We start from the raw sequence: 19,423 nt of genomic DNA on the forward strand, positions 1-19,423 counted from the left end.
AAACCCGAGGATCGCCCGTGCGAGAGAACTCCGCCGCAACGCAACCGACGCCGAGAAACGCCTCTGGACTCTCCTCCGCGAAAAGTTGCCGAGCGCCAAGTTCCGCCGCCAGGTTCCCATCGGCCCCTATTTCGCGGACTTCGCCTCTCATGCCGCCCGCCTGGTCGTCGAACTGGATGGCGGCCAACATGAAGAAGCGGCAGATGCGCCCCGCACGGCCTTCCTCGAACGGGAAGGCTATCGCGTGATCCGCTTCTGGAACCATGACGTGATGCAGAATCTGGAAGGCGTGCTGGCAACCATCGCCGCCTTCACCCCTCACCCTCCCATCGCTGACGCGATGGGCCCCTCCCTCTCCCACAAGGGGAGAGGGTCTGGTATAAGTTTCGCGGAGTAAAAACCCATGCCCCTTCTTCAAGCCAGCAAGGTCTACAAGCCCTTCGAATATCCCTGGGCCTATGAGTTCTGGAAGCGCCAGCAGCAGCTCCACTGGCTGCCGGAGGAAGTGCCGCTGGGCGAGGATTGCCGCGATTGGGCGCAGAAGCTCAGCGACCATGAACGCAACCTGCTGACGCAGATCTTCCGCTTCTTCACCCAGGCGGACGTGGAGGTGCAGGACTGCTACCACGAAAAATACGGCCGCGTGTTCAAGCCGACCGAAATCAAGATGATGCTGACCGCCTTCAGCAACATGGAAACGGTCCACATCGCGGCCTATTCGCACCTGCTCGACACGATCGGCATGCCGGAAAGCGAATATAGCGCCTTCATGCAGTATAAGGAGATGAAGGACAAACACGACTATCTCCAGCAGTTCGGCGTCGACACGGACGAGGACATCGCCAAGACGCTGGCCATGTTCGGCGGCTTCACCGAGGGGCTGCAGCTTTTCGCCAGCTTCGCGATGCTGATGAACTTCCCGCGCTTCAACAAGATGAAGGGCATGGGCCAGATCGTGAGCTGGTCGGTCCGCGACGAGACGCTGCACTGCGAGGGCATCGTCCGCCTGTTCCACGCCTTCGTGAAGGAACGCGACTGCCTGACCCCGGCGGTCAAGGACGACATCATGGACATGTGCCAGAAGACCGTCCGCATCGAGGACGCCTTCGTCGACCTCGTCTTCGAAATGGGCCCGGTGCCCGGCATGACGCCCAAGGACATCAAGAAATATGTCCGCTACATCGCCGACTGGCGCCTGGGGCAATTGGGCCTGAAGCCCATCTACATGATCGACGAGCACCCGCTCCCCTGGCTGACCCCGCTGCTGAACGGCGTGGAGCACGCCAATTTCTTCGAAACCCGCGCCACCGAATATTCGAAGGCGGCGACCCGCGGCCAATGGAACGACGTGTGGGATGCGTTCGACCGCCGCTCCAAGCTCAAGGGCAGCACCGCCGCCAATGCGGATGAAGCGGGCGATCCGGATATGTTCAAGGCGGCCGGGATCGCGGCGGAATAATCATGACAGGCGAAAAGGCGGCACCGCTCCCACGGTGCCGCGCTTCGGTCCAAGGCAATGCTTCCCCGGCAGTCCCGCCGGCCGGCAAGCTGACCCCCGCATGAACGCCCTGTTTTGTTCCGTTCATGCAACGTTTATCTGCTTTGGTTTGTTGTGCTCCCATCGAAAAGTCGACCAAGGGAGCCAGAGATGAAATCCACCCTGAAAACCGCTTTCGCCGCCCTGTCGCTTGGCGCCGTGACGCTGAGCGCCGCCCCCGCAGCCGCCGATCCGCCGCCATGGGCCGGACATGGCAAGGGCCATGGCCGCGACGACTGGAAGCATGGCGGCCGCCACGACAATGGCCGTCACGAAGGCTGGCGCCGTCCCGGCGGCGTGATCTACAGCTATGACTGGAACCGGCCGGACCCGCGCTATGGCCGCTACTATCGGCCCGACCGCTATTATCGCGGCGGCTATGAGCCGATCCGCGTCACCCGCTCCACCCGCATCTATCGCGGCTATGACGACCGCTATTATTGCCGCCGTTCGGACGGGACCACCGGCCTCATCGTCGGCGCGGCGCTGGGCGGCCTGCTCGGCGGCCAGCTCGACCGCGGCTATTCGAACACGGCGGGCATCCTCATCGGCGCAGGCGCGGGCGCGCTGCTGGGCCAGGAGATCGACCGCGGCAATCTGAGTTGCCGCTAAGCCGTGAGGGGAGGGCGAAGGCCTTCCCCTCCCGACCCGCTCAACACCGGGCCATCAATAGCGGGCCATCAACACCATGGATGCCGCGCCCCGTCCCATTCCCGCGCCAGCCCTTCGGTCACCAGCATCTCGCCGATCGACTGCCCGCCGCGCGTCACCACCCGCAGCGCCCGCCCATAGCGGTCCGTCTCCCGATCCCCGCTCTCCAGCGAGAAAGGGCCGGCATTCATCAACTGCTGCAATCGCTGCGTCGCGCGCGCTCCCAGAGCGGCTTCCTCGGCACAGCGCGGCCCGTGCGTTTCCGGCGCGTCGATGTCCATCACCCGCACCTTCTCGCCATGGAACCAGAAGGTGTCTCCGTCGACCACGCAATTGACGCCCCCGCCGACATGGCAGAAGCCGAATTGCGCCGACAGGCTGTCCCCTGCGACGGGAAAGGCGGCCTCCCGCCCACTCCTCTGGAAGCGCTGCGCCAGGTCCGGCCCGAACCAGCCAAGCGCCGCGCCGATCAGCACCCCGCCGATCACCAGGACGGCGATGGAGGGCCCACGGGACTTCCTGGGTTGCAGGCGCCCGCGCCCAGCCCGACGCGCCTCCGCCAACCAGACCGTTTCGCTGCGCTTCTTCCTCGACCCTCGGCTCATGACGCGGCCATAACGAAAGCCGCTCCTGCCGTCTCGCGCCAAAAGCGTCCGATTTGACCCTGATCAATGATCGCCGCCCGCAAGCCGCCACGCTGTGCCCATCCGCAGGAGGCTCCATGACCACCCCCTATGCCCGCATCGGCGGCGAAGCGACCGTCGCCGCCATCGCCAACCGTTTCTACGACCTGATCGACCGGAACCCCGCCTATGCCGATCTGCGCGCCATCCATGCGGCCGACCTCAGCGCCGTGCGCCATGGTCTCACCCGCTTTCTGGCGGGATGGTCCGGCGGCCCGCGCGACTGGTTCGAACGCGGCCAGTGCATCATGTCGCTGCACCGCGCCTTCCCGATCACCTCGGCGCTGGCGGATCGATGGTCCGCCGCCATGACCCGCGCCATAAAGGCGCAACCGGGCATCGACCCGCAACTCGCCGCCGCCATGGCCGATGCGCTCGGCCATATGGCGCGGGGGATGATCAACCTGTCGCTGGACCAGAACGCGGCTTAGCCGGATAGCAGGCCGGCGGGCCGGACCTTATTCCTCGTCCTCGGTCGGCCCCAATATATCCTCCTCATCGTCCATCTGCGGTTCGCCGGCGAAGGCGTCATTGTCGATCCGGCCGGATCGGTTCATCTCCTCCATCCGCTCGACCAGATCGGGCGTGTCGTCGGGAATGATCTGCGCCGGGTTGGGCCGCCCGCCGCGCTCGCTGTCCTCGGCCAGGTCCGTCGACCGCACCCGCGCCTCATCGGCCACGTCCTGCGCCTGCGAACCCGCTTCGGCCTGTTCGTCATTCTCCTCGCCCGTGTCGGGAAAGGGACTGTTGTCGGGTCGGTTCATGCTCTGTCTCCTTTCCCGCTCCAACGGCCGGCGGCCCGCGCCGTTCCCGCCGGGCAAAAGGCGCTGGACAGCATCCCGCGAACGGGGCAAGAGCCGCGGCGATCCTTTTCGCTTCGTTCTGCACAAGGAACTTCCATGCCCCGCCAGCTTATTTCCTCCGGCTCGCCCTTCGAGGCGCAGGTCGGCTATTCGCGCGCCGTCGTCCAGGGCGACTGGTGCTTCGTCGCCGGCACCACCGGCACCGATCCCGAAACCAGGGCCATGCCCGAATCCGTCGTCGATCAGGGCAGGAACGCGCTGAAGGTCATCGGCCGGGCGCTGGAGGAGGCGGGCTTCTCCTTCGCGGACGTGGTGCGCGTCACCTATTACATCACGGACCCGGCCTATTGGGATGTGCTGGGGGAGGCGACCGCACCGGTCTTCGGCGACATCCGCCCCGCCGCGAGCTGCATCGTCACCGGCCTCATCAAGCCGGAGATGAAGATCGAGATCGAAGTCACCGCGTTCAAGGGATAACAGCCATGCTGACCATGTACGGCATCAAGAATTGCGACACGATCAAGAAGGCGCGCAATTTCCTCGACAATAGCGGCAAGGCCTACAGCTTCCACGACTATAAGGTGTCGGGCGTCGACAAGGCGAAGCTGGAGGAATGGGTGATGGAACATGGGTGGGAAACCATCCTCAACCGTTCCGGCACCACCTTCAAGGCGCTGGACGCGGGCGACAAGGCGCATATCGACTCGGAAAAGGCGATTCTGCTGATGATGAGCAACCCCTCAATGATCAAGCGCCCGATCCTGGACCTGGGCGACCGCACCATCGTCGGCTTCAAGGCGACCACCTATGAGGACGCTCTGGAGGGCGTGAAGGCATGACCGTGGGGAGGATGCTCCGGCCGGGCATGTATCGGGCCGCCATCCTCCTCCTCACCCTGTTGATGGCGGCGCCTGCGATGGCCGAACCCTTCATCATCGCCCATCGCGGCGCCAGCGGCGAGCGGCCCGAACATACGCTCGCCGCCTATGAGCGCGCGATCGACCAGGGCGCCGACTATATCGAGCCGGACCTGGTGCTGACCCGCGACGGCGTCCTCGTCGCCCGGCATGAAAATGAGATTGGCGGCACCACCGATGTCGCGGATCATCCCGAATTCGCTACCCGCAGAACCAGCAAGACCATCGACGGCCAGCCCGTCTCCGGCTGGTTCACGGAGGATTTCACGCTCGCGGAACTGCGCACGCTGCGCGCCCGCGAACGGCTGCCGCAGCTTCGCCCCGCCAACAGCCGCTTCAACGACCTGTACCTCATTCCGACCTTCGAGGAGATATTGAAGCTGGTCCGCGCCAAGGAGGCGGAGCTTGGCCGCCGCATCGGCCTCTATCCCGAAACCAAGCATCCCGGCTATTTCGCGGGCATCGGCCTGCCGCATCAGCAGCCCTTGCTCGCGCTGCTCAGCCGATATGGCTATCAGACGGAGGCCGATCCGGTCTTCATCCAGTCCTTCGAGGTCGGCAACCTCAAGGCCCTGCGCGCGGCGACCCGCCTGCGCCTGATCCAACTGGTGGACGGCGAGGGCGGACCGGCCGATGAACCCGGCACGACCTATGCCGACATGATGACGACCCAGGGGCTGCAACAGATCGCTGACTATGCGGACGGCGTCGGCCCTGCGACCGCCATGGTGCTTGCCCCCGACGGGTCGACGGGCCTTGTCGACCGCGCCCATCAGGCCGGGTTGCAGGTCCATGTCTGGACGCTGCGCATGGAAAACGGCTTCCTGCCCGCCGCCTTCCAGCGCCCGGACGATCCGCAGGGCAGGGGGGACTTTGCCGGCTATGTCCGGGCGGTCGCCGGCACGGGCGTCGACGCGATGTTCAGCGATTTTCCGAAACAGGCGCGGCAGGCGCTGAATCCCGCGCCCTGATGTCTTGTCAAATCTCCGGCGGGAGCGAATAACAGCCCTATGCTTTCGCAGAAGACCCGTTACGCCATCCGCGCCCTCCAGCATCTCGCAGACCGCTACCGGCAAGGCCCGGTGCCCCTGAACGAGATCGCCACGCGCCAGAATATCCCGTCCAAATTCCTGACGGTGATCCTGTCGGAACTGGCGCGCGAAGGGTTGGTCGCGACGCAGCGTGGGCGGGATGGCGGCTATTGGCTGGCGCTGGCCCCGGTCGACATCAGCTATGGCGACATCGTCCGGCTGACGCGCGGCTCGCTTGCGCTCACCCCCTGCGCCAGCCGCTTCGCGCATGAGACCTGCACCAACTGCCTGCCCGAATCGGAATGCCGCCTGCACCGGGTGATGCTCCGCGTGCGCGACGAAACCGCCAAGGTGCTCGACAGCATCAGCCTGGCGGAACCCTTCGCGACGGAGGAAATGGGTTAGGAACCTTGGCCGGTTGAGCCATCAGGCGCGCCGTGCTCCTGCCTTCGCGGGAGCAGCTTGTGCATCGGGGAAAGCGGAAAAGCAGCAAGCCGCCCCAGCCCCCTCGAATGCCCCTCGCTCCCCAAGGCCTTGCACCCGGCGCGCAGCTTCGCCACATCAGCGCCATGACGACTCCGCCCCTCAAAGCCGCCCTGATCCCCGTCACGCCGCTCCAGCAGAATTGCACGCTCTTCTGGTGCACGGCGACCCATCGCGGCGCCTTCGTCGATCCGGGCGCGGACCTGCCCATTCTGAAAAGGGCGGCCGAGCAGCATGGCGTCACCATAGAGAAGATCCTCGTCACCCACGGTCATATCGACCATTGCGGTCAGGCGGGCATCCTCGCCCGCGATCTGGGCGTTCCGATCGAGGGGCCGCATGAAGCCGACCGCTTCTGGATCGACCGGCTGGGCGAGGACGGCGCCCGATACGGCATCGACGGCGAAAGCTTCGAACCCGACCGCTGGCTGGAGGACGGCGATCAGGTCACGGTCGGCGACCTCACGCTCGACGTCTATCACTGCCCCGGCCACACGCCCGGCCACGTCGTCTTCCACCATGCGCCCAGCAAGCTCGCCATCGTCGGGGACGTGCTGTTCCAGGGGTCGATCGGCCGCACCGACTTCCCCATGGGCAATCATCAGCAGTTGGTCGATGCGATCACCGGCAAGCTCTGGCCGTTGGGCGGCGACACGGCCTTCGTCCCCGGCCACGGCCCGATGAGCAACTTCGCCCATGAACGCCGCACCAATCCCTTCGTGGGGGATGCCGTCCTCGCCTGACCCTATCGAACCATCGCCATGGCGGGCGGCGCCGGCACCTCCCGCGTCGCGCCATAGGCGACAGTGAGCGCCGCCACCGCCATGCCGACCATCACCGCCCAGGTCAGCAGCGCTCCTGCGCCGCGCCAGACGGTCGGCTTCTCCGCATCCATCCCGAAGCCATGGGCGATTCGCGCCAGCACCAGCGCCAGCGCCGCGCCCCAGAGCCAGATCGACGCCCCGACCGCCAGTTCCACCAGTCCGAAGAGAATCAGCGTCACCGGCACATATTCGATGAAATTGGCATGCGCGCGCATCCGCTTGGCCAACAGCGCGCTGCCACCGTCGCCGTGCAGCACATGATCCGAAATCCGGATTCGCGCGCATCGAATCCCCAGCCACATGTTGAGCAGCGCGCAGGCGGCGGCCAGCGTCAGCGTGATCGGCAGCAACATCGGATTTCCCCCCTTTCATGGCGACGCCCCCAGAATAGGGCGGCGGCATGGCGGGGCAAGAAGGACTTGCGCACGGGCCAAAAAACGCTATAGGCGCAGGGCTTCGCGATCATCCGGGCCGCATGGGTCTGCGGCGCCGTTGGCGTCGTCATCCATCGGATACGGCCAGTCGCACTAACAGATCAATTTATGGAATAAGGTGCCGACATGGCTGTCCCCAAGAGGAAAACGTCCCCGTCCCGCCGCGGCATGCGCCGCAGCCATGACTCGCTGCGTGTCGAGGCCTATCAGGAATGCTCGAACTGCGGCGAACTGAAGCGCCCGCACAATCTCTGCGACGCCTGCGGCCACTATAACGGCCGTGAAGTCGTCGCCGTCGGGGCCTGACGCTCAAGCATTTCTCCTGAAAAGGGTGCGTTAACTTGTCCAGCCAACCGCGAATCGCAATCGACGCGATGGGCGGGGATGAAGGCGTACGCGTGATGATGGCGGGCGTTGCGCTCGCCCGTCGCCGTCACGAAGGGTTGCGCTTCACCCTTTTCGGGGACGAGGCGCGGATCAAGTCCGCGCTCGACAACCACCCCAATCTGCGCGCCGCGTCGGAAATCGTCCACGCGCCCGATGTGGTGGCTTCAGGCGACAAGCCCAGCGTCGCCATCCGCAAGAAGACCAGTTCGATGAGCATGGCGATCGCGGCGGTGAAGGCGGGCGATTGCGGCGCTGCGGTCTCCTCCGGCAATACCGGCGCGCTGATGGCGATGGCGAAGCTCGCCCTGCGCACCATGAAGGGCGTCGACCGGCCCGCGCTGGCCGCCATGCTGCCGACCCTGGGCGACAATGACGTGGTCATGCTGGATCTGGGCGCCAACACCGAATGCGACGCCCGCAACCTTGTCCAGTTCGCGGTGATGGGCGCCGCCTATGCCCGCATCGCGCTCGATCTGGAGCGGCCCCGCGTCCGCCTGATGAACATCGGCACGGAAGAAATGAAGGGGACGGAGGAAATCCGCGACGCCGCCGCGATCCTGCGCGCCGCGACCAGCCTGCCGCTGTCCTTCGAAGGCTTTACGGAGGGCGACAAGATTGGCCGGGGCGATGTCGACGTCATCGTGTCGGACGGCTTTTCCGGCAATGTCGCATTGAAGACGGCGGAGGGCACGGCCCGCTTCGTCACCGACCTGCTGCGCACCGCCTTCACCAGCTCGATCCGTTCCAAGCTCGGCTTCCTGATCTCCAAGCCCGCGATGCACCTGCTGCGCCATCATCTCGACCCCAACAACCATAATGGCGCCGTTTTCCTCGGCCTCAATGGCGTGGTCGTGAAAAGCCATGGCAGCGCAAACGACAAGGGCGTCGCCAATGCCGTCCATGTCGCCGCCCGGCTGCTGGAGGAAGACATCACCCGGCGCATCGCCGCCGACATGCACGGGATCGAGGGGTTGACCGCCCCGGCATCCAGGATGGAGCTGCCCGCAAAGTGATCCGCCGATCCGTTCTCCTGGGCACGGGCTCCGCCCTGCCGGTCCGCTCCGTCACCAATGCCGAATTGGCGCAGACCGTGGACACGAGCGACGAATGGATCGTCGAGCGCACCGGCATCCGCACCCGCTACATCGCGGGAGAGGGTGAAACCACAGCGACGCTCGCCACCGATGCGGCCAGGGCGGCGCTGGAAGCCGCCAGCCTGTCCGCGCAGGACATCGACCTGATCGTGCTGGCCACCGCCACCCCTGACCAGACCTTCCCGGCCACCGCCACCATCGTCCAGGCCGCGCTTGGCATCAACGATTGCGTGGCCTTCGACGTGGCGGCGGTCTGCTCCGGCTTCCTCTATGCCATCACCGTGGCCGACAGCATGATCTGCTCGGGCGCGGCGCGAAACGCCATCGTGATCGGCTCGGAAACCTTCAGCCGCATCCTCGACTGGGAAGACCGCACCACCTGCGTGCTCTTCGGCGACGGCGCAGGCGCGGTCGTGCTGGGCGCGGAGGAAAGCACCGATGGCAAGCGGGGCATCCTCGCTTCGAAACTGCACGCCGACGGCCGCCACAACCAGCTTCTCTATGTCGACGGCGGCCCCTCCACCACGCAGACGGTCGGCAAGCTGCGGATGAAGGGACAGGAAGTCTTCCGCCACGCCGTCACCAATCTGGCCTCGGTGCTGACCGAAGTGATGGCCGCTGCCGACATGACCGCGGCGGACATCGACTGGCTGGTCCCGCACCAGGCCAATGCCCGCATCCTCGATGCGACCGCGCGCAAGCTGAAGCTCGCGCCGGAAAAGGTGGTGATGACGGTGGATCGCCATGCGAACACCTCCGCCGCATCGGTTCCCCTGGCCCTCGACCTCGCCATGCGCGACGGGCGCATCCAGTCCGGCGACCTGCTGGTGCTGGAGGCGATGGGCGGCGGCTTCACCTGGGGCGCCTGCGTCCTGCGGGTGTAGGGCCAGGATCGGTCCTGGAACATCGTGCGGAAAAGCCGGCCCTGAGCCTGTCGACAAATGGGAACCGGCTTTCTGCTTGAAAGAATGCGACAGCAAAAAGCTGGAGCGCGCGACCTGCGCCGGATTTAACGCAGCGCGCTCTGGAGCCGCCGATCCGATGCAGTCGTTCGGAATCCGTTCCGGAACAGGCCAAAAAGGAACCGTTCGCGCCGGGCCCGTCCGACGCCTTGCCTTTTTCCGGGCCCACGGTTCCAAAGAAGCGAAGCCCTTCGACAGGGCGAACGGGTGAGAAAAAGCGGCCTGTCTGCTTTCCAGACCTCTTCACTTCCGACTCAACCAACCAGCGCCCCGGCAGCATCCCCTTGCCAGGCCGATGTCACCCAAAATGGATGGCATCCCTGCGCCATATTGTTCCCCAGTCCCATTGCGGGACCGCTACACCGCCCATTTTTCACGGTTTTTTAAGGATTTCGCCGGGTGGTCATCTTGCCGAATCATGCAGAATCGCGCACATTGTCAAATGATCACCCGCATTTAGGCTCGACGGGTGTCAAGGTGGGGAAATGCGATGAGCGGTAACGGAACTCTGACGCGCGCGGATCTCGCGGAGAGCGTGAACCGTCATATTGGCCTTTCACGGGCAGAAGCGGCAACCTTAATCGAATCCATTTTGGAGCATATGTCCGCCGCGCTCGAACGCGGGGAGAATGTGAAGATCTCCAGCTTCGGCACCTTCGTGTTGCGCGACAAGACGCAGCGCATGGGCCGCAACCCCAAGACGGGCGTGGAAGTGCCGATCGAGCCGCGCCGGGTGCTGACCTTCCGCGCCAGCCAGACGATGCGGGACCGCGTCGCCTCGGCCTGAGGGGGCCGTCGGCAAAACAGCCATTTTCCCGAAGGTTGACCTTTGCGCCGCTAAAGGTGCAACATCAGGACCATGGAAAAGGCAGAGGGCGCATTTCTGACGATCAGTGAGCTGGCGAGCGAACTCGATTTGCCGCAGCACATATTGCGCTATTGGGAAACCCGCTTCACCCAGCTCCGTCCGCTCCAGCGATCGGGCAACCGGCGCTATTACCGCCCGGCCGACGTGGCGCTGGTGCGGCGCATCAACCATCTGCTGAATGTCGAGGGCTTCACCGTCCGTGGCGCGCAAAAGGCGCTGGCCGATGGAGGTGGCGAGCCGCCGGTCGCGCCCGCGCCCAAAAATGGCGAAACGGCCCCCCACGCCGATCTGCTGCCGCGCCTGGAAGCCATCCGCGCCCTATTGGTCAGGGCGATCGGGGAATAGGGACCGCACGTTCCGATCTGGATATATGCTGCACGCCATCATGCGCCTTTCCGGTCGCGTCCGGACAGCCGTCATCCCATCGCCGCCGCCCACCGTCAGGGGATCGGCGTTGCCGTCCGGTTCAGCGCGATCCCGGCCCCAGCGCCGGGTCCAGGTCGCGCGGGCGCGTGAAGCTGGCCAGGGTCGCGATATTGGGCTTCGCCTCGCTCCAATGTTCGATGGGCAGGTCCATCACCGCGATCGAAGCGGTCGGGAACTTCACCTCCACATCCTCGCGCAACGGGCTCGCGCCATCGTCGGGCACGAGGTCGAGGACCAGTTCCTCCAGACCCGGATTATGCCCGGACATCAGCACGCTGCCGGCGCTGTCGGGCAGGTCGCGGATCACGTCGAACAGGGTGGGCGTGGAGGCGAGATAGATGCGCCGGTCCCAATGCGGGTCGATCACCTCGCCATAGCCGGTGAAGAAGACGTTCAGCGTCTCCACCACCCGCACGGCCGGGGAGGCGACCACCATGTCGAAATGCAGATCGCGCGCCTTGGCGAATTCCCCCATCACCAGCGCCGCCTTTTCCCCCCGGCGGTTGAGCGGCCGGTCGAAGTCCCGCGCAACCGGATCGTCCCAATCGGACTTGGCGTGACGGAACAGGATCAACCGCTTCATTTTTTCTCCAGGTCCCAGAGTGATTTCGAAGCAGGTGGAACGCCTGCTGACTCGGAAATCACGAAAACACAGTCACCAGGTGCCGGATTCGAGTCCCTGAAGCCCTAGCGTTGCATTACCGTTAAGGCCAGCGCGGGATTGCCCGCTGACCGAGATGATGGCCTCGTCCAGCGTCAGGCGGCGGATCGGCGTGCCGGCGGGGAAAGCGCTCAACAACCGGCTGGGCATGGCGGCGGACAGGATGACGAAGCTGCCCCGGTCCTCCGCCCGTCGGATCAGCCGGCCGAAGGCCTGCGCCATCCGCGCCCGGATCAGCCGGTCGTCATAGGCGCTTCCGCCGCCCGCCAGCTTGCGCGCCGCGTGCAGCACGGTGGGCTTGGACCAGGGCACCCCCTCCATCACCACCAGCCGCAGCGAATGGCCGGGCACGTCCACCCCGTCGCGCAAGGCATCGGTGCCCAGCAGCGAGGCGCGGGGATCGTCACGGAAAATATCGATCAGCGTGCCCGTATCCATTGGATCGACATGCTGCGCGTAGAGCGGCAGCCCCGCCCGGGCCAGCCGGTCGGCGATCCGCGCATGCACCGCGCGCAGCCGCCGGATCGCGGTGAACAGCCCCAGCGTCCCACCGCCCGCCGCCTCGATCAGCCGGGCATAGGCGCCCGACAGCGCCGCAATGTCGCCGCGCTTGATGTCGGTGACGATCAGCACTTCCGACCGTTCCGGATAGTCGAACGGGCTGCTCGCCTCGAACTGCTCCGCCCCGCGCGGCAGATGGGTCGCCCCGCTCCGGCTCGCCGCATTGTCCCAGTCGCCGCCGCCCTTCAGCGTGGCGGATGTGATCAGCACGCCCTGCGCCGGTTTCAGCACCGCCTGCGCCAGCGGCTGCGTCGGGTCCAGCCAGTGGCGGTGGATGCCGATGTCGAACTCCCGCCCCTCGATCCGCTCGACCGCCAGCCAGTCCACGAAATCCGCGTCCGCCGGCCCGCCGATCCGCGCCAGCAGAGCCAGCCAGGCCGTCACCAGATCGCGCCGCCAGCCAAGCGAGGCAATCGCCCCCTCGACCCGCGCCCGCGCCGCGCCGTCCAGCCAGTCGGGCGCTTCCTCGATCACGGCTTCCATCCGCTTGCCAAGATGGGTCAGCGGCCGCAGCAGCGCGTCCAGCGCCCGCGCCGCCTCCTGCGCCGCCTCGACCAGCGCGCCGTCAGGTTCCGCCAGCTCGGTCTCCAGCCCATAGCCTGCATCCGCCTCGCCACCATCGGCGGCCCGCGCATAGACCGTGCCCCGCACCGCCGCGAGCAGCTCCTCGACCGGCCCGAACGGCTCGCCCGCGACGATCCGCTTCAGCCATTCGTCGGCCGGCAGCGCCCTCGCCGCCTCCGCCGCCGCCCGGATCGCCTCGCCGCCCTGCTCGTCATAGCTGGCAAGGTCCGACAGCCGCGCCGCCAGACCCCGACGACGCCCCCGCGAATTGCCCTCCGGCCCCATCACCCAGCGGCGCAGCTCGATGGCTTCCTGCCCCGACAGGGCGACGGAAAAGGTCGAATCCGCCGCATCGAACAGATGATGGCCCTCGTCGAACACGATGCGCTGCGGGGCCTGCCCCGTTTCCCGCCCCCGCGCTGCGTTGATCATCACCAGCGCATGATTGGCGATCACGATGTCCGCATCGGCCGAAGCCCGCGCCGATCGCTCGATGAAGCACTTCCGGTAATGCGGACAGCCCGCATAGATGCACTCGCCCCGCCGGTCGGTCAGCGCGGTGGAGCCGTTGCGCCGGAACAAGGTCGGCAGCCATCCCGGCAGGTCGCCGCCGATCATGTCGCCATCCTTGGTGAACGCCGCCCAGCGCGCCACCAGTTGCGCCAGGATCGCCGCGCGCCCCGCAAAGCCGCCTTGCAGCGCATCCTCCAGGTTCAGCAGGCAGAGATAATTTTCCCGCCCCTTGCGCACCACCACCCGCTTCGCCGCCACGGCGGGATCGGGGAACAGGCGCAAACTCTCCCGGTCCAACTGCCGCTGCAACGCCTTGGTAAAGGTGGAAATCCACACCGTCCCCTGCGCCTCCCCGGCCCAGAGGGATGCGGGGGCGAGATAGCCCAGGGTCTTGCCGATCCCGGTCCCGGCCTCCGCCAGCAGCATATTGGGCTGGTCGCGATGCGCCTTGGGCCGAAACACCTCCGCCGCCGCCGCCGCATAGGCGCGCTGTCCCGGTCGCGCTTCGGCTCCCGCGCCGGTCAACTGCTCCAGCCGCGCCACCACCGCGTCGGGTTGCAGCGATACCGAACGGGGGGCAGGGCGGGGTGGGCTCTCCTCCCATTCCGGCAATTTGGAGAAGAGCCAACGCTCCGCCTCCTTCGGCTGGGCGATGCGCCCGGCCACCAGCGGCGCCCATGGCCAGCGCAACCGGTGCAGCGACTGCGCCGCCGTCCAGCCGCCCTCGCGCTCGGTCCATGCGGGGGCTTCCAGCGTCGCCAGCAGGGCGCCGGTCGCCGCCTGCAACAATTGGGGAATGTCGGCCTCGCTCGCCGGACGAGGCAGGTCCAGCGCTTCGGCCAGCCCCTTGGGCGTCGGCACCAGAAAGCGCTCGGGATGGATGAAGGCCCACAATTCCAGCAGGTCCAGGCCATTCAAATCGGGATAGCCCAGCCGCTGCCCGGTCAGCGGCGCGTTCAGCAGCAGCGTCGGCGTTTCCGCCGTCCGCGCGATGGCGGTGCCCTTGGCGACCGCTGCGGTCCGATCCCCTTCCCGAAGCCATATACCGCCATGGCTGGCGTGAAGGGCGGGCAGGGCAGCGGGGTCGATCACCTCTCCCGCTTAGGCGAACGGGAACAAAAGGGAAACCTGAAAAAGCGCCCGATTCAGCCGAACCGACGCCCGAAACCGCTCCCCGGACGCCCGCCGGGCATGCGCGGCTGAAAGGCCGTCGGCGTCAGCCGCGCGGCCCGTGCGATCTCCAGCCGGTCGAACAGCGGTCCGTCGGTCAGTTCATAGGGGAAGCGGATGCCCATGCGGTCCTCTTCGGACCATTGCACCGTGCCGAACACGACATGGCCCTCATAGTCGATCTGGCACTGGCTGCGCACCGGCAGGCCGCAGCCCGCAATCTGCGCGCCGCCCTCGCTCAGGTCGACGATCATTCCTTCCACGCTGTCGAGCACCGTCGTCACGACGACGGGTATATCGACCGTTATTCTGTGACGGCTGCGCGGCTGCATAGTCCCTCCTGAGCCCCCTAAGCTCCCGATAAATATGCCTGAACAGGGTTAATCAAAGTTAAAGAGCTGGCGGGAAAAGCCGCCATTCGTCTCCATTTCGGCACCTGGAATCGCCGCGTCGGGTCCAAAATGAAGCTTGATCTATATTAATGAAGCCTTTGCCGTTCCTTCCGCCGCATGATGTTTTCCGAGTCGTCAGATGTTTTCAACGGCCGCGAAAATGCTTAGGGGGGCATGCATCATGACCGTGTCCGAACTCATCCGCACCGCCGCGCAGGCGTCCAAGGCCTGGCCCTATGAGGAAGCGCGCAAGCTCCTGAAGCGCTATCAGAACGGCGCGCCCGAAAAGGGCTATGTGCTGTTCGAGACGGGCTATGGCCCCTCCGGCCTGCCGCATATCGGCACGTTCAACGAAGTGCTGCGCACCACCATGGTCCGCAACGCCTATCATGCGCTGTCGGACATCCCCACGCGCCTGATCGCGTTCAGCGACGACATGGACGGGCTGCGCAAGGTGCCGGACAATGTGCCCAACCAGGCGATGCTGGCGCAGCATCTGGGCAAGCCGCTGACGCAGGTGCCCGATCCCTTCGGGAAGTTCGAAAGCTTCGCCCATCACAACAACGCCATGCTGCGGGAATTTCTCGACCGCTTCGGCTTCGACTATGAATTCGTCTCCGCCACGGAGCGCTACAGGTCCGGCGCCTTTGACGACGCGCTGAAGAATGTCCTGCGCCACTATCGGGACATCATGGACATCATGCTGCCGACGCTGCGCAAGGAACGGCAGGCGACCTATTCGCCGGTCCTGCCGATCTCGCCCAAAAGCGGCATCGTGCTTCAGGTCCCGGTCGAGGTGATCGACGCCGACGCCGGCCTCGTCCGCTTCGAGGATGAGGGCGAGCTGATCGAACGGTCGATCCTGTCCGGCGGCGCGAAGCTGCAATGGAAGGTCGACTGGGCGATGCGCTGGGTCGCGCTGGGCGTCGATTATGAGATGGCGGGCAAGGACCTGATCGATTCCGTCACCCAATCCTCGAAGATCTGCCGCGCGCTCGGCGCCCGCCCGCCCGAGGGCTTCAATTACGAAATGTTCCTCGACGAGAAGGGCGAAAAGATCTCCAAGTCCAAGGGCAACGGCCTCAGTCTGGAACAATGGCTGACCTATGGCCCGCAGGAGAGCCTCGCCTTCTACGCCTATCGCGAACCGAAGAAGGCGAAGCAGCTCCACATGGGCGTGATCCCCCGCGCCGTGGACGAATATTGGCAGTTCCGCGGCAATTATCCGAACCAGCCGGTCGAACAGCAACTCGGCAATCCGGTGCACCATATCCATGACGGCAAGCTGCCGCAGGGCCGCCTGCCGGTGACATTCGGCCTGCTGCTCAATCTGGTCGGCGTGATGGGCGACGCCAGCCGCGAACAGGTCTGGGGCTATCTCCAGAACTATGTCGCCGACGCCAATGCGGAAAGCTATCCGGAACTGGACGCGCTGATCGGCCATGCGCTCGCCTATCACCGCGATTTCGTCGCCCCGACGCTCCAGCGCCGCGCGCCGACCGAAGGCGAAGCCGCCGCCCTGCGCAGGTTGGACGCCGAACTCGCCGCCCTGCCCGCAGGCGCCTCGGCGGAGGACATCCAGAATATCGTCTATGCCATCGGCAAGGATGAAGCCTATGGCTTTGCCGAACTGCGCGACTGGTTCAAGGCGCTCTACCAGACCCTGCTGGGGGCCGACCAGGGGCCCCGGATGGGCAGCTTCATCGCGCTCTACGGCATCGAAAACAGCCGCCACCTGATCGCGGAGGCCCTGGCCGCCTGAGCGGCGCACGGCGGAACATAACGGGGCGCGGGGCGTTTCGGCATATGGTCCACCCCCTTTCGGACTGATGGTGCGCCCAGCGCGCGCCATCGGCCGCGCCCGCCCGGAAACGAGCGGCGCGGCCAAGGGGGGTAAACGGACCGGAAGCGCCATAGCGCAAAAGGAAACGGCCCCTCGGATCTTCCGGGGGCCGTTTCGTTTTTCACGCCTGGCGGCTCTTACCAGAAGAAGCCGCGATGCACTTCCATCACCCGGCCGGTCCGCACATTGACCAGCAGCACGTCGTTATAATGCCTCACCCACCGCAGGTTCGCGCCGGCGCGGGGCAGGCGATAGCGATAGGGGTCGGAAATATAGTAGCGCGAATTATAATAGTTGGGCTGAAGCCGCGCGCCGACTTCCCAGCGATTGTAGCGGAAGGGGGCCCGCCAGTTGCCGCCGCGATAGACGTCGCGGTGCGACCTGCGGTAATCGCGCCAGTCCTCGCGCAATTCCTGCCGGGCTTCGCGCACGTCCCGACGCTCCTCGCGGACGTCGCGCCGGTTGCCGTAGCGCTGCGCATCGCGCAGGTCGCGCTGTTCGTGGCGCAGCTCACGGGCGCTGTCGCGCACCTCCGCGCGGGACTGGGCCATGGCGGCCCCCGGCATGACGGTAGCGGCCATCAGGCCCAAGATGATCAATTTACGCATAGGTCTTCTCCCATTGCCTGGCGGCTGAAGTGCGGTGGGGGAGGGGAGAACTTTCCCCGGCCCGACCGGTTCCGCCGACCACGAAGACGGATATGCACCCCGCCACCTGAACACGCCGGGAATGAAACGGTCAGGAATCAGTCATTTATGTCGCACTTTGTATCAGGGGCCGCCGGGGCCGGCGGTCCGGGGATCAGGGCGTCCAGGGCCGCTCGCGAAACCATTTGGTGACGACATATTTGGTGCCCCGCTCCACCGGGCGCGCGGCGTGCAGGCTGGATCGGTTGGGCGATCCGTCCCGCTCCATATTGTTCCACATCAGCAGCATGCCCTCGACGGGCGGGACCATGAACCCGCAATGCGGGAAATGCGTCTCCCCGCCCGCTTCCACCGGGGAGAGATAGATCATCGCCGTCCAGCTCCGCTGTCCCCCGGTCTTCAGCATGGCCGGCCAGTAACTGGCCGTCACCGGAAAATAGTCGCAATGCGCCTTATATTCCTGGCCCGGCTGGTATCGCTGCCCCTGCAGCGTCTCGCCATGCTCCGCCGCCAGGCCCATCAGCGCGCAGATGCGGTCGCTGATCCCCCCGACCAGCGGGCTCCAGGGGCTGAGGTTGCAGCTCGCGCTGGTGCGGTAATCGGCATTGGCGCTGCCGGAAAACAGGGTGGAGGGCTGCGCCCCCGCATCGATCAGCTCCCGCAGGCCCGCACATTCCTCCGCGCTCAGAAATTCGTGCCGGCCATAGATTTCAAGCTGCGGCGTATCGATCCGGCTGACCATCGGATTGCGCTCCAGCCGCGCCCGCACCGTCTCCCCGATCCGCGCCCGCGCCGCGGAGGCGACCCCGCCATCGTCAACAATCTCGCTCATGCCGCTCTCCTGCCACCGGCCCGCGCCCCTGCGCAAATGAAAAGGACCTGGAACGTCGCCGTCCCAGGTCCAGTATGTCCTGAAGGCCAGTTCAGGAGCGCATGTCTTCCGGCATCACCAGAAGAAATCGTGGATCACGTCGACCACATAGCCGTCGCGTATGTCGACCAGCAGCGCGTCGTCATAATAGCGAATCCAGCGCAGCGAGCCGTAGGCCGGCGGCAGGCGGTAGGAATAGGGATCGTCGATCCAGTAGCTGTTCGAATAGAGCAGGCTGTTCAGGAAGATCCCGATGGAAAAGCGCGAATAGCCATAGTTCCAGCCGCGCGGCGCATAATAGCGGCCGATCCGGTAGCGGTCGCCATAGCGGGAACGATAGCTGTACCAGTCATAGCGCCGGTCGTTGCGCCAGCCATTGTCCCACCGCCTCTGTCCTTGCCACCGGGTGCGGTCGTCGAAGCGCCGTCCGTTGTTCCAGCCCGGATTGCCGCCATTCCACCGCCGGTCGTCATCGTTCCAGCGGCGGTCGTTGCGGTCGTCGCGCCGATCCCAGCCGCCCCGATCCCGGTCGTTGCGGTTCCGGTCGTTCCGGTTCCAGTCCCGGCCGTCATTGTCGCGCCGATTGTCCTGCCAGTTCTGCCGATCGCGGTCGTTTCCGCCCCAGTTGCCGCCGCCCCTGTCGCCGCCACCCCAATTACCGCCACCTCTTTCGCCACCACGGGGTGTGGTCTCGAAGCGCTGCTGGTCGCGGTTCCAGCGGGTGACCGTCGCGGGGCCGCGCTGGTCGGGCCGCGCCTCATTGCCGCGCCATTGCGGCTGGGCGACCTGCGCCGGCCGTTCCGGCCGCTGCTGCCGCATTTCGCCGCCCTGCCACTGGCGCTGCGGCTGTCCGTTGCCCTGGCCGCCACGGCCGCCTTCGGGCCGGCCGGCCCGTTCGCCGCCACGGCCGCGCCAGCCGCCATCGTCGCCCCGCTGGGCATAGGCCGGGGCGATCCCGCCCAGTACCGTCGCGGTCATCAAGCCCGCCAGCATCATTTTCCTCAACATGCCGTTCGCCTTTGTTTCACGGGGCCATTCGCCCCTCATATGTCGCTTTTAGGACTTGTGCGATGTCACGATGCTGAACTTGTCTGTCAGCGA

At 66.0% G+C, this 19,423-nt stretch carries 24 protein-coding genes; 15 read left to right on the top strand and 9 right to left on the bottom strand.

Annotated features, from left to right (window positions below):
- Nucleotides 1-10 precede the first annotated feature (10 nt).
- The 3 genes from TZ53_RS11435 (at nt 11) to TZ53_RS11445 (ending at nt 2,149) form a co-directional block, all read left to right on the top strand.
- Nucleotides 11-397, top strand: coding sequence for an endonuclease domain-containing protein (locus tag TZ53_RS11435; protein ID WP_044661338.1), 387 nt, complete (start codon nt 11-13; stop codon nt 395-397).
- Between the two features lie 6 nt (nt 398-403).
- The gene (locus TZ53_RS11440; protein WP_044661339.1) at nt 404-1,459 is read left to right on the top strand and encodes a ribonucleotide-diphosphate reductase subunit beta; all 1,056 of its coding nucleotides are present in this window, start codon (nt 404-406) and stop codon (nt 1,457-1,459) included.
- A 189-nt stretch (nt 1,460-1,648) separates the two neighbouring features.
- On the top strand, nt 1,649-2,149 hold the full coding sequence (locus TZ53_RS11445) for a glycine zipper 2TM domain-containing protein (protein ID WP_044661340.1): 501 nt from the start codon (nt 1,649-1,651) through the stop codon (nt 2,147-2,149).
- A 68-nt stretch (nt 2,150-2,217) separates the two neighbouring features.
- Here TZ53_RS11445 and TZ53_RS11450 read toward each other — a convergent pair whose 3' ends face one another.
- Complete coding sequence (locus TZ53_RS11450; protein ID WP_044661341.1) at nt 2,218-2,793, bottom strand: thermonuclease family protein; 576 nt, start codon at nt 2,791-2,793, stop codon at nt 2,218-2,220.
- A 116-nt stretch (nt 2,794-2,909) separates the two neighbouring features.
- Between TZ53_RS11450 and TZ53_RS11455 the strand changes: the two genes are divergently transcribed.
- The gene (locus TZ53_RS11455; protein WP_044661342.1) at nt 2,910-3,302 is read left to right on the top strand and encodes a globin domain-containing protein; all 393 of its coding nucleotides are present in this window, start codon (nt 2,910-2,912) and stop codon (nt 3,300-3,302) included.
- Nucleotides 3,303-3,329: 27 nt separating this feature from the next.
- Here the strand turns inward: TZ53_RS11455 and TZ53_RS11460 are convergent, their stop codons facing one another.
- Nucleotides 3,330-3,635, bottom strand: coding sequence for a hypothetical protein (locus tag TZ53_RS11460; protein WP_044661343.1), 306 nt, complete (start codon nt 3,633-3,635; stop codon nt 3,330-3,332).
- A 135-nt stretch (nt 3,636-3,770) separates the two neighbouring features.
- Between TZ53_RS11460 and TZ53_RS11465 the strand changes: the two genes are divergently transcribed.
- The 5 genes from TZ53_RS11465 (at nt 3,771) to TZ53_RS11485 (ending at nt 6,848) form a co-directional block, all read left to right on the top strand.
- A complete protein-coding gene (locus TZ53_RS11465) occupies nt 3,771-4,151 on the top strand; it encodes a RidA family protein (protein ID WP_025547304.1) in 381 nt (126 codons plus the stop codon).
- 5 nt (nt 4,152-4,156) lie between these two features.
- A complete protein-coding gene (locus TZ53_RS11470) occupies nt 4,157-4,513 on the top strand; it encodes an ArsC family reductase (protein WP_025547306.1) in 357 nt (118 codons plus the stop codon).
- Between the two features lie 11 nt (nt 4,514-4,524).
- Nucleotides 4,525-5,562 (top strand): glycerophosphodiester phosphodiesterase, encoded by a 1,038-nt coding sequence (locus tag TZ53_RS11475; protein ID WP_165363350.1) that lies wholly within the window; start codon nt 4,525-4,527, stop codon nt 5,560-5,562.
- 39 nt (nt 5,563-5,601) lie between these two features.
- Nucleotides 5,602-6,027 carry an RrF2 family transcriptional regulator gene (locus TZ53_RS11480; protein WP_013848211.1) on the top strand — a complete coding sequence of 142 codons (426 nt, stop codon included), beginning with the start codon at nt 5,602-5,604 and terminating at the stop codon, nt 6,025-6,027.
- Between the two features lie 164 nt (nt 6,028-6,191).
- Nucleotides 6,192-6,848, top strand: a complete 657-nt coding sequence (locus TZ53_RS11485) for an MBL fold metallo-hydrolase (protein ID WP_025547311.1) — start codon at nt 6,192-6,194, stop codon at nt 6,846-6,848.
- A 2-nt stretch (nt 6,849-6,850) separates the two neighbouring features.
- On the opposite strand, the gene TZ53_RS11490 is transcribed toward TZ53_RS11485, so the two are convergent.
- The gene (locus TZ53_RS11490) at nt 6,851-7,282 is read right to left on the bottom strand and encodes an MAPEG family protein (RefSeq protein ID WP_025547313.1); all 432 of its coding nucleotides are present in this window, start codon (nt 7,280-7,282) and stop codon (nt 6,851-6,853) included.
- A gap of 207 nt (nt 7,283-7,489) precedes the next feature.
- Between TZ53_RS11490 and rpmF the strand changes: the two genes are divergently transcribed.
- From rpmF to TZ53_RS11515, 5 genes are all read left to right on the top strand, one after another.
- A complete protein-coding gene (rpmF, locus tag TZ53_RS11495) occupies nt 7,490-7,669 on the top strand; it encodes a 50S ribosomal protein L32 (protein ID WP_013848214.1) in 180 nt (59 codons plus the stop codon).
- 68 nt (nt 7,670-7,737) lie between these two features.
- Nucleotides 7,738-8,763, top strand: a complete 1,026-nt coding sequence (gene plsX, locus TZ53_RS11500) for a phosphate acyltransferase PlsX (protein ID WP_037481578.1) — start codon at nt 7,738-7,740, stop codon at nt 8,761-8,763.
- Nucleotides 8,760-9,728 carry a beta-ketoacyl-ACP synthase III gene (locus TZ53_RS11505; protein WP_044661345.1) on the top strand — a complete coding sequence of 323 codons (969 nt, stop codon included), beginning with the start codon at nt 8,760-8,762 and terminating at the stop codon, nt 9,726-9,728. Before plsX ends, TZ53_RS11505 begins: the two co-directional genes overlap by 4 nt.
- 568 nt (nt 9,729-10,296) lie before the next feature.
- Nucleotides 10,297-10,593 carry an integration host factor subunit alpha gene (ihfA, locus tag TZ53_RS11510; RefSeq protein WP_007687990.1) on the top strand — a complete coding sequence of 99 codons (297 nt, stop codon included), beginning with the start codon at nt 10,297-10,299 and terminating at the stop codon, nt 10,591-10,593.
- Between the two features lie 72 nt (nt 10,594-10,665).
- Nucleotides 10,666-11,019 (top strand): MerR family transcriptional regulator, encoded by a 354-nt coding sequence (locus TZ53_RS11515; RefSeq protein ID WP_044661346.1) that lies wholly within the window; start codon nt 10,666-10,668, stop codon nt 11,017-11,019.
- 121 nt (nt 11,020-11,140) lie between these two features.
- Here TZ53_RS11515 and TZ53_RS11520 read toward each other — a convergent pair whose 3' ends face one another.
- The 3 genes from TZ53_RS11520 to TZ53_RS11530 all read right to left on the bottom strand — a co-directional run bounded on the left by TZ53_RS11520 (nt 11,141) and on the right by TZ53_RS11530 (nt 14,901).
- On the bottom strand, nt 11,141-11,683 hold the full coding sequence (locus TZ53_RS11520; protein ID WP_044661347.1) for a SixA phosphatase family protein: 543 nt from the start codon (nt 11,681-11,683) through the stop codon (nt 11,141-11,143).
- Between the two features lie 72 nt (nt 11,684-11,755).
- Nucleotides 11,756-14,491: an ATP-dependent DNA helicase gene (locus TZ53_RS11525; RefSeq protein ID WP_044661348.1), complete on the bottom strand. Its 2,736-nt coding sequence runs from the start codon at nt 14,489-14,491 to the stop codon at nt 11,756-11,758.
- A gap of 53 nt (nt 14,492-14,544) precedes the next feature.
- On the bottom strand, nt 14,545-14,901 hold the full coding sequence (locus tag TZ53_RS11530) for a PilZ domain-containing protein (RefSeq protein WP_044661349.1): 357 nt from the start codon (nt 14,899-14,901) through the stop codon (nt 14,545-14,547).
- A gap of 241 nt (nt 14,902-15,142) precedes the next feature.
- Here TZ53_RS11530 and TZ53_RS11535 point away from each other — a divergent pair, with 241 nt between their 5' ends.
- Nucleotides 15,143-16,723 (top strand): lysine--tRNA ligase, encoded by a 1,581-nt coding sequence (locus tag TZ53_RS11535; protein ID WP_044661350.1) that lies wholly within the window; start codon nt 15,143-15,145, stop codon nt 16,721-16,723.
- 218 nt (nt 16,724-16,941) lie between these two features.
- Here the strand turns inward: TZ53_RS11535 and TZ53_RS11540 are convergent, their stop codons facing one another.
- The 3 genes from TZ53_RS11540 to TZ53_RS11550 all read right to left on the bottom strand — a co-directional run bounded on the left by TZ53_RS11540 (nt 16,942) and on the right by TZ53_RS11550 (nt 19,330).
- Nucleotides 16,942-17,412: an RcnB family protein gene (locus TZ53_RS11540; RefSeq protein WP_025547327.1), complete on the bottom strand. Its 471-nt coding sequence runs from the start codon at nt 17,410-17,412 to the stop codon at nt 16,942-16,944.
- Between the two features lie 193 nt (nt 17,413-17,605).
- The gene (locus TZ53_RS11545) at nt 17,606-18,283 is read right to left on the bottom strand and encodes a prolyl hydroxylase family protein (RefSeq protein WP_044661351.1); all 678 of its coding nucleotides are present in this window, start codon (nt 18,281-18,283) and stop codon (nt 17,606-17,608) included.
- Nucleotides 18,284-18,397: 114 nt separating this feature from the next.
- Complete coding sequence (locus TZ53_RS11550; RefSeq protein ID WP_037481581.1) at nt 18,398-19,330, bottom strand: RcnB family protein; 933 nt, start codon at nt 19,328-19,330, stop codon at nt 18,398-18,400.
- Nucleotides 19,331-19,423: the final 93 nt, after the last annotated feature.

Source organism: Sphingobium sp. YBL2 (genome assembly GCF_000943805.1).
Lineage (GTDB): Bacteria > Pseudomonadota > Alphaproteobacteria > Sphingomonadales > Sphingomonadaceae > Sphingobium > Sphingobium fuliginis.